The sequence below is a fragment of the Corynebacterium lactis RW2-5 genome (assembly GCF_001274895.1).
Taxonomy (GTDB): domain Bacteria; phylum Actinomycetota; class Actinomycetes; order Mycobacteriales; family Mycobacteriaceae; genus Corynebacterium; species Corynebacterium lactis.
Genome location: NZ_CP006841.1, coordinates 2,626,224 through 2,639,125, shown reverse-complemented (window position 1 = coordinate 2,639,125; position 12,902 = coordinate 2,626,224). Strand labels below are relative to the sequence as shown.

Annotated in this window: 10 protein-coding genes; 7 read left to right on the top strand and 3 right to left on the bottom strand. The window is 62.1% G+C overall.

Annotated features, from left to right (window positions below):
* Nucleotides 1-108 precede the first annotated feature (108 nt).
* From CLAC_RS11600 to CLAC_RS11570, 7 genes are all read left to right on the top strand, one after another.
* Complete coding sequence (locus tag CLAC_RS11600) at nt 109-2,154, top strand: glycosyltransferase (RefSeq protein WP_053413052.1); 2,046 nt, start codon at nt 109-111, stop codon at nt 2,152-2,154.
* Nucleotides 2,138-2,728 (top strand): phosphatase PAP2 family protein, encoded by a 591-nt coding sequence (locus CLAC_RS11595; RefSeq protein ID WP_053413051.1) that lies wholly within the window; start codon nt 2,138-2,140, stop codon nt 2,726-2,728. Before CLAC_RS11600 ends, CLAC_RS11595 begins: the two co-directional genes overlap by 17 nt.
* A gap of 20 nt (nt 2,729-2,748) precedes the next feature.
* Complete coding sequence (locus CLAC_RS11590; protein ID WP_281175611.1) at nt 2,749-3,777, top strand: decaprenyl-phosphate phosphoribosyltransferase; 1,029 nt, start codon at nt 2,749-2,751, stop codon at nt 3,775-3,777.
* 281 nt (nt 3,778-4,058) lie between these two features.
* Nucleotides 4,059-5,102 (top strand): alpha/beta hydrolase, encoded by a 1,044-nt coding sequence (locus CLAC_RS11585; protein WP_053413050.1) that lies wholly within the window; start codon nt 4,059-4,061, stop codon nt 5,100-5,102.
* A gap of 561 nt (nt 5,103-5,663) precedes the next feature.
* Nucleotides 5,664-7,910 (top strand): alpha/beta hydrolase-fold protein, encoded by a 2,247-nt coding sequence (locus CLAC_RS11580; RefSeq protein ID WP_053413049.1) that lies wholly within the window; start codon nt 5,664-5,666, stop codon nt 7,908-7,910.
* A 4-nt stretch (nt 7,911-7,914) separates the two neighbouring features.
* Nucleotides 7,915-8,433 (top strand): DUF732 domain-containing protein, encoded by a 519-nt coding sequence (locus tag CLAC_RS11575; protein WP_053413048.1) that lies wholly within the window; start codon nt 7,915-7,917, stop codon nt 8,431-8,433.
* A gap of 5 nt (nt 8,434-8,438) precedes the next feature.
* Nucleotides 8,439-9,368: a cutinase family protein gene (locus CLAC_RS11570; RefSeq protein ID WP_053413047.1), complete on the top strand. Its 930-nt coding sequence runs from the start codon at nt 8,439-8,441 to the stop codon at nt 9,366-9,368.
* A gap of 33 nt (nt 9,369-9,401) precedes the next feature.
* On the opposite strand, the gene CLAC_RS11565 is transcribed toward CLAC_RS11570, so the two are convergent.
* The 3 genes from CLAC_RS11565 to CLAC_RS11555 form a co-directional block, all read right to left on the bottom strand.
* The gene (locus tag CLAC_RS11565; RefSeq protein ID WP_053413046.1) at nt 9,402-10,766 is read right to left on the bottom strand and encodes a PFL family protein; all 1,365 of its coding nucleotides are present in this window, start codon (nt 10,764-10,766) and stop codon (nt 9,402-9,404) included.
* A 16-nt stretch (nt 10,767-10,782) separates the two neighbouring features.
* Nucleotides 10,783-11,052 carry an ACT domain-containing protein gene (locus CLAC_RS11560; RefSeq protein WP_053413045.1) on the bottom strand — a complete coding sequence of 90 codons (270 nt, stop codon included), beginning with the start codon at nt 11,050-11,052 and terminating at the stop codon, nt 10,783-10,785.
* A 320-nt stretch (nt 11,053-11,372) separates the two neighbouring features.
* Nucleotides 11,373-12,875 carry a peptide MFS transporter gene (locus tag CLAC_RS11555; RefSeq protein ID WP_053413044.1) on the bottom strand — a complete coding sequence of 501 codons (1,503 nt, stop codon included), beginning with the start codon at nt 12,873-12,875 and terminating at the stop codon, nt 11,373-11,375.
* Between the last annotated feature and the right edge of the window lie 27 nt (nt 12,876-12,902).

The window sequence follows — 12,902 nt, the reverse complement described above, 5'->3', positions numbered from 1 at the left end:
CTGCCGAGCGTGGCAGAGTGCCGTGATCCGCTTGTGGCACTAGGATTTTATGAGAAAAGTTCTGGGATTTTCCCGGATGAATCTCATGGAAAGCGGTTGATACGTCTTATGGCATCGAAGCCTGAAACCTCGGCCAAGCCATCCAGCCTCGCCGTGGAGCGCCTGCAGCGCATCCTGCTGCCGAAGCTCGGCGAGCCCCGCGATGTTCGCTCCCTTTACCTGGTGGAGCCGGACACCAACGCCGGTCGCGTGCAGGCACATTCGCGCACCTCGGCGACCATCCCCGCAGGTGATGAGGTTAGTTTTGAGACCTACTTCAACGCCTTCCCGGCCAGCTACTGGCGCCGCTGGACCAACCTGGACAACGTTGTGCTGCGCCTGGAGCTCTCCGGCACCGCCCGCGTGGACATCTACCGCTCGAAGATCGACGGCGCCCGCATCGCCGTGACCGGGCAGGTTGTCGGTTCGCTTTCCGATGCCGCCGCCGGCGCCGCCGCGAAGATCGACGGCAAAAAGGTCAACGTCTGCGAGATTCCGGTGTCGCTGGCTCAGTTCGAGGACGGTGGCTGGATCTGGTTCGACCTGACCTGTGAAACGGACGTCGAGATTCACTCGGCGGCCTGGTACTCGGACATTGCAGCGCCGGAGCAGACGCACCCGGACGGCTCCGTCCACCCGGCGCCTGCGGGCCGCGTGACCATCGGCATCCCGACCTTCAACCGCCCGACCGACGCGGTCGCAGCGCTGGAGGCCCTCTCCTCCGATCCGGAGGTCGACGGCATCATCGACGCCGTGTTGATGCCGGATCAGGGCACGAAGCATCCTGCAGATGAGCCCGGTTTCGATGCCGTCACAAAGCACTTCGGTGAGCGCCTGCGGATCTTCCCGCAGGGCAACCTCGGTGGTTCGGGCGGCTACTCGCGCATCATGTACGAGGCTCTCGGCGGACCGGAGTCGGACCCGGAGCGCGCGACCGACAGCCCCTTCATTCTCTACATGGATGACGACATCGCCATCGAGCCGGACTCGATTCTGCGTGCGGTGGCCGTGGGCCGGTTTGCGAAGTCCCCGATGCTGGTCGGCGGCCAGATGCTGAACCTCCAGGAGCGCAGCCACCTGCACTCGATGGGTGAGGTCATCGGCCGGCACGACTTCATGTGGACCTCCGCGCCGCACGTCCACTACGACCACGACTTCTACACGCATCCGCTGCGCGACCGCGGCGAGCACGGCACCAACGCCTCGGGCGAGGTCGTCGACTCCAAGGACCTCCACCGCCGCATCGACGTGGAGTTCAACGGCTGGTGGATGTGCCTGATTCCGCGCGTCGCCGCCGAGACCATCGGCCAGCCGCTGCCCCTGTTTATTAAATGGGACGACGCCGAGTACGGCCTCCGCGCGGGCAAGGCAGGCTTCCCGACGGCCACATGGCCCGGCGTCGCCATCTGGCACATGGCGTGGTCGGATAAGGACGATGCCATCGACTGGCAGGCGTACTTCCACCTGCGCAACCGCCTGATTGTCGCGGCGCTTCAGCACGACGGTGGCCCGGCGGGCATCGTAAAGTCCATGCGTAAGGCGACTTTCAAGCACCTGCTCTGCCTGGAGTACTCCACCGTCGCGATCCAGAACGAGGCGATGAAGGACTTCCTCGCTGGCCCTGAGCGCCTCTTCGACATCCTCGAGACTTCGCTGCCGCGCATCAATGCCATGCGCAAGCAGTTCCCGGATGCCGTCGTCCTGCCTAGCGCCGGTGACCTTCCGCGCGCCTCGGGTATCCCGGGCGTGCCGACGAAGGATATCGGTGGTCGCCTCGGCAAGGTGAAGAAGGTGGCGTGGCTGGCCAAGGGCCTGCTGCACAGCCTGCGCCCGGCGGATGAAAAGCATCACGAGACTCCGCAGGCTAACCTCGCGCCAATCGAGGCGCGCTGGTTCTCCCTGTCCCGAGTTGACGGTGCGACGGTGTCGACTGCCGACGGTCGGGGTGTGGTATACCGCCAGCGTGACCGCGACAAGGCGGAGGAGCTGCTGCGCCAATCGTGGGCGCTGCAGCGCGAGGTCGCGGAGCGCTTTGAGGAATTACAGGGCCGCTACCGCGCGGCATACGAGCACTTGACCAGCAGGAAGGGTTGGGCTGATGTCTTCGAAAATTAATGGCTCGCCTATCACGGGAGACCCATTCGGAGAGTCCGACCTCCTGGTCGGTATCCAGGGCGCTTTGAACGAGGTGCCCGGAGTTATCCCGGCCGCCCGGGCAATGAGCTTCTTCGGCGAGCACGCACTCGGGTGGATGGGGCTGGCGGCCCTTGGCGTCGCGGTGGACAGCAAGCGCCGTGTCGACTGGGCGAAGGTCGGCGTTGCCACTTTCACCTCGCACGCGGCGTCGGTTGTCATCAAGCGCATTGTGCGCCGACCGCGCCCTCACGATCCCAGGATTGTTATCGGCGTCGGCACGCCCAGCAAGCTGAGCTTCCCCTCCTCGCACGCGACGTCGACCACGGCGGCGCTGGTGGGGTTGGCAGCGCTCGGCTACGGCGCGGCACCGGCGGTTGGTGTGCCGGCGATTATGCTTTCGCGTCTGGTGCTGGGAGTCCACTACCCGACGGATGTCGCACTCGGTGCAGCGCTCGGTGCGTCGACAGCGGTTGCCGTCGACAAGATTGGTGATAAGGTCATTCGGCCGCGAGTAAGCGGTGCAACAATTCGGTCGGAAAGGAAAGCGCAGTGACACAGGCGGAGAACAATAACGTGCCGTCGACGGCGTCGTCGGAAGCGCATGATCATGCGACGCGACTGGGTTCGGAGCCGCACACTTCGGGAATCGATGAGCCGTCGTTCCCGCAGGGGCAGCCTCCGAAGAACCTGCTCGACGGCATGATTAAGGCGCTTCGCCCGAAGCAGTGGGTGAAGAACGTCCTGGTCATTGCGGCGCCCGCGGCCGGGGGCAACGAGATCATCAACGGCGGTGCCGATATCGGCACGCTGGTGGTGGACGTGCTGGTGGCGTTTGTCGCGTTCTGCATGGCGGCGTCCTCGATTTACCTCGTCAACGATGCCCGCGACGTAGAGGCGGACCGCGCGCACCCGACGAAGCGCTTCCGCCCGATCGCGGCCGGAGTGCTTCCTGTGAACATGGCCTACGCTATGGCGGTCGCGCTTATCGTTGCTTCGATTGCTGTGTCCTGGCTGGCGTCTTCTGGCCCGGGGCTCGCGATTGTCGTGGCTGTATATATTGTGCTGCAGCTGGGCTACTGCTTCGGCTTGAAGCACCAGCCGGTGATTGACATTGCGCTGGTCTCTTCCGGCTTCATGCTCCGTGCAATGGCCGGTGGCGTCGCTGCATCTATTCATCTCTCGCAGTGGTTCCTGCTGGTTGCGGCGTTCGGCTCGCTGTTCATGGCGGCGGGCAAGCGCTACGCGGAGTTGCTTCTAGCGCAGCGTACGGGCAAGAAAATTCGCAAATCGCTGCAGGGTTACACCGCGACGTACCTGCGCTTCGTGTGGACTCTGGCTGCAACCGCGGTTGTGCTCTCCTACGCCCTGTGGGGCTTTGAGATGGGTCGAGTTGCCGGTACCTCCTCGGCGTCGGCGATTTGGTACCAGATTTCGATGGTCCCGTTCACTGTCGCCATTTTGCGCTTCGCTGCCGATGTCGACCGCGGCGATGCGGGCAGCCCGGACGAGATTGCGCTGCGCGACCGACCGCTGCAGGCTCTGGCCGTGCTGTGGATGATCTCGATTGCGATTGCGGTCTATATCGTCCCGGCTCTGGGGTAGCCTCCCGTAGGCATCATGGATGCTTTGTGAGTTAGATTACTCAAGTTACAGTGATGTATTTTTGCAGGTAAATACATCATCTTAAAAACCTTCTGAGAAAAATTACAGAAAGGTTACGAACGGACTTGGCTAGTAGGTTGCGATTGGGTAACGTATCAGTCCTGAGATCACTACGTCCGATCTCCAGTTGTTTTGCGTCGCAACTGGAAGCAGCCCTCTAGGTGTGACTGCCTCCGTGCTATCGACGCTGAGGTAAGTCTTAAAGATTTTTGAGGAGAACGATGAGCTTCACTGCAGTATCGCGTAGCTTCATGGCTAAGGTAATCGCTGCTCTTGTTGCTGTTGCGCTGGTCATCGGCGGTGTCGTCCTTGCTACAGCAAAGGATGCAAGCGCTGATCCGAACCGTGACCGTCTGCGCCCGGGCTGTGAGTGGGATCCGTACAACTGGTGGGTCCAGTACTGCCAGGTGCACTCAGGTGTGATGGAACGTGATATTCCGGTCCAGATCAAGGCTGCTACCGGTGGTGGCGACGCGTCTCTGTACATGCTCGATGGTCTTTATGGCTACAACAAGGGTGCTTCCGGTTGGATTTGGTCCGGCAACATCGCCCAAACCTTCGCAAATGACAACATCACTCTGGTGGCTCCGGCTGCTGGTGACGCCTCCTTCTATGCTGACTGGAATGCTCCAGCCGTCACCCGTGATGGCGTTAAGATTCAGAAATGGGAGACCTTCCTGACTCAGGAACTGCCGGTCTACCTTCAGAATGAGTTCGGTGTGAACCCGAGCCGTAACGCAATCGCTGGCCTGTCTATGGGCGCATCCGCCGCTATGTCTACGGCCGCTCGTCACCGTGATCAGTTCAAGCACGTCACAGCACTGTCCGGCTACTACCAGCTTTCCAACCCGGTCGTTGCCGCAGGTACCACCGCGATGGTCGCTACCACGGGTGTTGTAAACCCGACCGCTATGTGGGGTCTGCCGATTCCGGCTTCCCCGGAGCGCATGGCTCACGATCCGTCGAAGCTATTCAATGAACTGCAGGGTCTGCCGATGTACATCTCTTCTGCAAACGGTGTCCCGAGCTTGTGGAGTGACCCGGAGGTGCTCAAGCGCCCAGTTCCGCAGCTTCCGGATACTGTATGGCGTTCCGTGATGGAGTCCATCTCCCGCGCTTCCACCCAGCAGTTTGAGCGTGATGCTCGTGCTGCGGGCCTGAATGCAACCTTTGCCTACAGCCCGAATGGTATCCACTCTTGGGAAACGTGGAGCCGCGATGCAGCTCTGGCTCGTCCCTCCATCCTGGCTGCGCTCGGCCTGTAAGGTCAGCAAGAACCGAAGGCCTTAGTGCCATCGTCCTAGCGTTTTAAAAACTTCATGAAGGCCGGTCCTCACCTGAGGGCCGGCCTTTTTCTATAGAGCTGGCCGTTCTGCGTGTTTTTCGCTGGTGAAGTTTACGCTGAGGTCAGACGCTGAGGTCACTTGTTGGCGCAATATTCACTTGTGTATGCGCTATAGCGCAACAACATCATGATCTCGCGCCAACAAGTGCGGCCCGACGGCGGCAACACGGGGACAGCACGCCAACAAAGTGCGGCCTCAGCCTGTATTTAACCTTGATTGCGCGTGTTTTGAGTGTGTCGTTACCCACTAGTCGCGGTGGCAGGGTAAATATTGAAGTCGAACCTTAAAGTAAAGGGTGAAGCTCTGTGGTGTGATTAGTGACTAATCTCGCCACCGCAAGTATCCGCGGTCGTTGATCGCTCTGAGCTCTGCGTGCCGGAGGAGGGGAACCTTCGGGGCCGGGCCAAGGTCAGCCGTCCCGGTGCGCAGCTTCGCCTCTAAAAATACTCAAATGACTTCACACGAAGGGGAAGCCTTCTTATGCGCGAAACCGCTACTTTCCTCCGCGGCCGGGTCGGCGCTTTCCGACGCTCGTCGCGGGCGATGACCGCAATTCTGGCTCTTCCGGCTGCGCTGGTAATCAGCGCCCCGTTGGCCGTTGCCGCGCCCGACCAGGCGGCGGGGCAGCAGAACCTGCCGAGCTATCAAGAGGTAACCTCGCAGGGCATCGACGCGAACGTCCGCGCAGGCGCGCAGGCGATTTTGGATGCCCTGGGCAAGGGCATGAGCCCGGCTGATATCGCCCGCGCAACCGGCCAGTCCCAGGAAGTCGTGAACAAGGTGGCAGAGTCCACCGAGGGCAAGAACGCCCTGGCCCAGGCGCAGCAGGGCGCGCAATCGAAGGAATTGGCGCAGGCTGTCCCCGGCGGACTCGGCATGCCAAAGCCGATGCCAGGGCCGCCGCGTACCCCGTTCCGCACGGAGACCCCGTCCGTGGCGAATCTTCCGTCGGGTGTCAGCGTGGAGAAGGTTGACTGGTACACCGACCATCACGTTGTGCTGCATATCGCCTCCGCAGCAATGCCGGAGAAGCCGATTCAGGTGGAGCTGCTGCTCCCGCGCGACTGGTACCGCGACCCCGAGCGCACTTTCCCGAGCGTGTACCACCTCGACGGCATGGCTTCCTTCGACGATTACTCCGGCTGGATTCGCGCCACCAACATCGAGCGTTTCTACGAGGACAAGAACGTGCTCGTCGTCATGCCGGCCGGCGGTGAGTCCTCCTTCTACGCGGACTGGGACCAGCCGGACAATGGCAAGAATTACCAGTGGGAGACGTTCATCACCAAGGAGCTCGTGCCGGTAATTACCAATGGGTTCCGCGGCAATGACACTCGCGGTATCTTCGGTATTTCAATGGGGGCGACTGGTGCCTACAACATAGCCGCGCATACCCCGGAGCTGTGGAAATTCGCGGGCAGTCTCTCCGGCTACCTCGATATGAGCTCCCCGGGAATGCCACAGGCTATGGCCGTCGCAATGAAGAACTCCGGCGGTTATGATGCCACGAAGATGTGGGGTCCACTTGGCTCGCAGCGGTGGAAGGACAATGATCCGAAGCTAAACGTCGACAAGCTAAAGGACATGTCGTTGTACATCTCCGCAGGCAACGGCAATACTGGCGAGTGGGATGTGCCCTCTACCATCGACCCGACCAAGCCGAACAACCCGACCGGCTTTGCCCTCGAAGTGCTCTCCCGCATGACCAGTGAAACCTTCCTTCGCGATGCCCGCGCGGCCGGTCTGAAGCCTGTGGTGAACTTCCGCAGCTCGGGCACGCACACCTGGCCCTACTGGCAGTTCGAGGTCAGCCAGGCGTGGCCTACGCTTGCCGACGCCCTCTCCCTACCGGACTCGGATCGCGGTGCCGTCTGTCGCGTCGGTGGGGATATCGAGAAGGCGGTGGCCTCCCTGCCTGGCATCGGTACCTGCCTTTCCGACGAGTACGATGCCGGAAACGGCGGCGTGAAGCAGGACTTCACCGGTGGTACCGCGTACTGGCACCCGGAGACCGGCGCGCACGTGGTGTGGGGGCGCATCGGATCCCGCTACAACGAGCTCGGTGGAGCGAAGTCGAACCTTGGCTACCCACTGACCAGCGAGCTGGCTACACCCGATGGCAAGGGCCGGTTCGTCCACTTCGAAAAGGGCTCCATCTACTGGACCCCGGAGGGCGGCGCTCACGAGGTTATGGGCGACATGATGAACGCATGGGGTAACTCCGGATTCGAGACCGGCCCGCTCGGCTACCCGAAGGGCAACCGCCGCGACATCCCGGGCGGTATTGCCCAGGACTTCGAGGGTGGAACCTTGGTCAAGATCGGCGAAGAAGCGCCACGCATTGTCCGCGGTGAAATTGGCAAGAAGTACCAGGAGCTTGGTGGCGCAGGCTCTGACCTCGGTCTTCCCGTGGATGGAGACGAGCAAAAGCTAATTCGCGGTGCCTTCCAGCGCTTTGAGCACGGCGCCATCTACTGGACTCCGGAGACCGGTGCCCAGCCGGTAGCTTCCAGCGACATCGCTGACCATTGGGGCAAGACAGGTTACGAAAACGGCCCGTTCGGTTACCCTGTCGGACCGCTGCAGCCAGTCAAGGCCGGTGGCCTGGAGCAGCAGTTTGAAGGAGGCTGGATTCGTCAGCTCAACGGCAAGATTGTGGAGAAGCGTGAAGAGCGTCCGGCTCCGGCTCCTGCAGCTGAGCCTGCGCCCGCAGGCGAGGGGAACTAAACCCATGAACAAGAACGCAACTCAGCCCTGGCGCAGCGGACTGATCCGCGGCGGCGCGGCCTTGGCAACGGCAACGCTGCTGGCATTCGGCATTGTCGCCTGTGGTGATGCCACTGTGAACTCCGAGGACGTGTCCTCTTCCGCGAAGGCGTCGAGTAGCTCGGCCGGGGCGGCGTCGGAAAGCGCGGAGAAGGACAAGCCGCGCAGCACGACGAGTAAGGAGCCCGAGATCAACGAGCCGGGCGCCAAGCGCGTCGACGAGGCTCCGGACGGGCAGATGCCACTGAGCGAGGCCGACGGGGGCTATCTCGACGACATCATCGCCGCGAAGGTAGACGTCGCGGGCATCGAGGATCAGCTCATCGGTGCAGGTCGAGCGACCTGTGCGGAGATCCCGGAGGCCGAGCGCAAGGCCATGGCGGACGCGATGGCCGGGCAACTGATCGCCCAAGGACGCACGAAGGCGGACGCCGCAACAGTGGCGAGCGCCATTGCTAAAGCAGCCAAGAAAGCGTATTGCTAGTTCCCATGCGTAAAGTGCTCACGGTCCTGGCGGTCCTCATTTTGGTGGTCGGAATTGGCTTGGGCGTGGGCAAATGGCTCACGACCCAGCAGCCCGGCGGCCCAGTCCCGGCTCCCCCGGGAAAGGAAGAGGGCGGCGTACTCGCCGAGCAGCCCGAGTGGTGCCCGGCCGTGGAGGTCATCTCCGTGCCCGGTACCGCAGAATCGCGTGCCGACGACGACCCGCTGGCCCCAACGGCCAATCCCAACTCGCTACTGCTCGGGGTGACAGGGCCGCTGAGCGAGTCTTACCCTAGCGATAAGGTCAAGGTGTGGACGACGCCGTATCCGGCGCAGATCAAGATGCACCAGGCGCCGGACCAGCTGACTTACGACGATTCACAGGCGGTGGGCCGTGACGTCACCTCCAAGGAAATGGCCGACCTGCACGGGCAGTGCCCGATGACGGATTTCGTCCTCATGGGATTCTCGCAGGGCGCATCGATTGCGGGTGACGTAGCGGAGCAGATTGGCGCAGGTAACGGGCCAGTGCCCGCTGAGCGAGTTGTAGGCGTTGCGCTGCTCGGTGACCCTCGTCGCGACCCGAACCAGGGTGTCAACGAGAACGTGGACCTGGCGGGTGTCGGTATCGAGCTATCGCTGCAGCCGGTTGCCCCGATTGTGGGAACGGTCGTGCCAGGAGCAACAATGCGTGGGCCGCGCGCGGGATTCGGGCCGCTCAACGACCGAGTGCACAACGTTTGTGTGCCGGGCGATACCTTCTGTGACGTGCCGCCCGCAGTGCCGGATGCCATTGCCCGGGCAGGGGAAATGTTCGCAATGGCCGGCGCACACGCCACTTACGCGTTCAATGACGCCGCAATTCCCGGTACTACGCCACTGGCCTGGACCGAGGGCTGGGCGCGCGGGCTGATTGATGCCTCGCTGGCGCGCTAGGGCTGCACTAGGGGTGGCTCCGGCGCTAAGGCCCTAGTTCCTGAACCCGTGCACCGGCGCCGGGATGTACCCGCCGCGGGCAATGAACTCGGCATTGCCCTTGTGGTTGACATCGATGACCGGCGCGTATCCGAGCAGACCACCGAAGTTCACCTCATCGCCAGGCTTGGTTCCTGGCACTGGAATGAGGCGGGCGGCGGTGGTTTTGTGGTTCATTACGCCGATGGCGGCTTCGTCGGCAATCATGCCTGAGATGGTGGAGGCTGGGGTGTCACCCGGGATGGCGATCATGTCGAAGCCGACGGAACAGATCGACGTCATCGCCTCCAGCTTGTCCATCGTGATGGACCTTTCCCGCACCGCGTCAATCATGCCCTTGTCCTCCGAGACTGGGATGAAAGAGCCGGACAGTCCACCGATCCGCGAGCACGCCATGAGACCGCCCTTCTTGACGGCGTCGTTAAGCAGGGCGAGCGCGGCGGTCGTGCCATGCGTGCCCACCTGGTCCAGACCCATGTGCTCGAGGATATGGGCCACAGAGTCGCCCATTTCGGCGGTCGGAGCGAGCGAGAGATCGACGATGCCAAACGGCACGCCCAGGCGCTCCGCGGCCATCGTGCCGACCAGTTGGCCGGTGCGGGTGATCTTGAACGCGGCTTTCTTGATCTCCTCTGCGACCTCGTTGAAGCTGGCGCCCTGCAGGTCGCCGAGCGCGCGGTCAACCACGCCGGGGCCAGACACACCGACGGAGACCGCACAATCCGGCTCCTCGATGCCGTGGAACGCGCCCGCCATGAACGGGTTATCGCCTACCGCGTTGGCGAACACGACCAGCTTGGCGCAGGCGATGGAACTGCGGTCGGCGGTCATCTCTGCCGCCTCTTTGACTACCTCTCCCATGCGCGCCACCGCATTCATGTTGATGCCCGCGCGTGACGACGCAATGTTTACGGAGCTGCACACCAGTTCCGTCTCGGTCAGCGCCTCGGGGATAGAGTCGATGAGGCGGTTTTCGCTGGTGGTGGCTCCCTTTTCCACGAGGGCCGAATAGCCGCCGAGGAAGTTGACGCCGGTGTCGCGAGCGGCGCGGTCCAGGGCCCGGGCGACTTCGACGGGGTTGCCGTCGCAGCCGGCGGTGACCAGTGCGATCGGGGTGACCGAGATGCGCTTATTCACGATGGGGATGCCGAGTTCCGCCTCGATGCCCTCGCACACCTCGACCAGGCGGGAGGCCTGGCGTGTAACGCGGTCGTACACGGCCTGCGCGGTGGCGGACATGTCGGAGCGGGCGCATTCGAGCAGCGAGATGCCCATCGTGACCGTCCTGATGTCCAGGCGGTACTTCTCGATCATGTCAATCGTGTCGAGGAACTTGGCCTGCGCGAAGTTGAAGTCCATGCTTGTCCCGCCCGGCCTAAATCTCGTTGACGGCGCTAAAGAGCGCCTCCGACTGGATGCGAATCACCAGAGCCTCTCGCTTGCCGACGGCATCCATATGGGCTTGGAGCTCACTAATCGGGGTTGCCTTCTCGTCGAATTCGACGCGGAGGATCATGGTGAACCACTTGTCCATGAGCGTCTGGGAAACGTCGACGATATTGACGTCCTGTTCAGCTAGTGCGCTGGTGACGGCAGCGATGATGCCGGTGTGGTCTTCGCCGGTGACGGTAATGATGGCAAACATGGTTTTCAGTCTAGTGGGCGGCTGTGCGACTGTTCGCGCTGGCCGGGCTGCGCGGCCGGCCGGTGTCGCCACATTTCCCCAACTCGCAGCGCTCTTCAGTCCGCAGTGCACTTCAGCGCTTGTTTGTGACTTCAGCACAGCCGATACACTGCGCTACAGTCACCAGCCAGCGCTACAGTGCAGCAGCGGCCATCCTCCCCTGAACAAACCACCGCAACCACCCAACCACCGCGCCCAAAAAGAGACCCGCGCTCACTACACCAGTAGCGTTACGCGGGCCCCTAACTTACAAATTCCCCAAGCGGGCAAATCGCGCGCATTTAGCGCACGTCGACGAACTCCTTGACAATCCACTTGCGCAGGGCAAGCAGGATCAGGCCCAGGACGATCGAGGCGACGCCCAGGGTCAGGAAGAAGGTGTTCTCAGCGGCAGAATCCTCATGGTTGTAGTAACCCGCGAGAGTGCCGGCTAGGGAGGTGCCCATCGCGATGGCCATCAGCCAGACGGCCATCATGCGGGACGGGAACGCAGCGGGGGCGACCTTCGTTGCGAGCGCGTTGCCGACTGGGCTCAGCATGAGTTCACCCATGGTGAACAGGAAGAGAATCCAAATGATTGCGTAAATCGGGGTCGAGTTAGCACCGCCGCCCGAGAACGGGATAAAGAAAAACAGCGAAACACCGATGATGATGTTGGCGACACCGAACTTCACCGGGGTAGACCACTGGCGATCACCGAGCTTCGACCAGGCGGCAGCAAAAATCATGGAGAAGATAATGATGAAAATTGGATTGATCGAGTTAATCCAGGCCGGTGACATCTCCCATCCGAAGATCTCGCGGTCCAGGCGCAGGTCAGAGTAAATGGCCAGTACGGTGAACTGCTGCTGGAAGATGCCGAAGAACAGCACGCCGGAGATAAACATTGGGATGAAACCAACAAGACGGGTCTTCTCCGACTTCGTGGTCAGCGGGGAGGAGTACATCTGCCACCACAGGACAATCGCTGCGACTAGCGCAATCACGGTAACAACGGTGGACAGGGAGTCGACCGGGACAATGCCGGTAGCGACCAGAGTGACAGCGATACCGACGACGATAACTGCGATAGCACCCCACGTCAGGTACTGCGATTTCGGCAGTGGGTTCGGGATTTCGTGGCCGGCGTCGGCGATAGTGGTCTTACGCATCAGGATGTACTGAATCAGGCCGGCTGCCATGCCGATGGCGGCCAAGCCGAAGCCCCAATGGAAGCCCTTCATGCCCCAGAGCCATCCTGTGAGCAGCGGCCCGAAAAGGGCACCGATGTTGACGCCCATGTAGAAGATGGAGAAGCCGGCGTCGCGTCGCGGGTCACTACGGGAGTAGAGCTGGCCCAGTACGACCTGGGCGTTGGTCTTCACACCGCCGGAGCCAATCGCGATAGCGACTAGGCCGATTGCCAGGCCGGAGATTCCGGGGACAAGCGCTAGAGAGATATGGCCAATCATGACCAAGATGGCGGAGTAGAACAGAGTGCGCTCGGAGCCGAGGATGCGGTCCGCGACCAGAGAGGCGACGAGTGCTGCCATGTAGACAAGACCGCCGTAGGCACCAACGATGGAGGTCGCGGCTGCCTTGTCCATGCCCAGGCCGCCTTCGCTGACCTGATGGTACATGTAAAACGCCAGGATGGCCTGCATGCCGTAGAAGCTGAAGCGCTCCCACATCTCAACGCCAAAAAGGTTGGCCAGACCCCAGGGTTGGCCGAGGAAGGTTCGCTCATGTGAGATGGCCGCGGGTGCAGTGCGTGCTCTGTCCGGGCCTTCAGAAGAATTGTCCATGGGTCAATTATTCGCCCTTTGGTCCCG

Excerpts from the sequence above, each read along its gene's own strand:
- CLAC_RS11600 (WP_053413052.1), top strand. The coding sequence starts at position 109 with ATGGCATCGAAGCCTGAAACCTCGGCCAAGCCATCCAGCCTCGCCGTG.
- CLAC_RS11595 (WP_053413051.1), top strand. The coding sequence starts at position 2,138 with ATGTCTTCGAAAATTAATGGCTCGCCTATCACGGGAGACCCATTCGGA.
- CLAC_RS11585 (WP_053413050.1), top strand. The coding sequence starts at position 4,059 with ATGAGCTTCACTGCAGTATCGCGTAGCTTCATGGCTAAGGTAATCGCT.
- CLAC_RS11580 (WP_053413049.1), top strand. The coding sequence starts at position 5,664 with ATGCGCGAAACCGCTACTTTCCTCCGCGGCCGGGTCGGCGCTTTCCGA.
- CLAC_RS11575 (WP_053413048.1), top strand. The coding sequence starts at position 7,915 with ATGAACAAGAACGCAACTCAGCCCTGGCGCAGCGGACTGATCCGCGGC.
- CLAC_RS11570 (WP_053413047.1), top strand. The coding sequence starts at position 8,439 with ATGCGTAAAGTGCTCACGGTCCTGGCGGTCCTCATTTTGGTGGTCGGA.
- CLAC_RS11565 (WP_053413046.1), bottom strand. The coding sequence starts at position 10,766 with ATGGACTTCAACTTCGCGCAGGCCAAGTTCCTCGACACGATTGACATG.
- CLAC_RS11560 (WP_053413045.1), bottom strand. The coding sequence starts at position 11,052 with ATGTTTGCCATCATTACCGTCACCGGCGAAGACCACACCGGCATCATC.
- CLAC_RS11555 (WP_053413044.1), bottom strand. The coding sequence starts at position 12,875 with ATGGACAATTCTTCTGAAGGCCCGGACAGAGCACGCACTGCACCCGCG.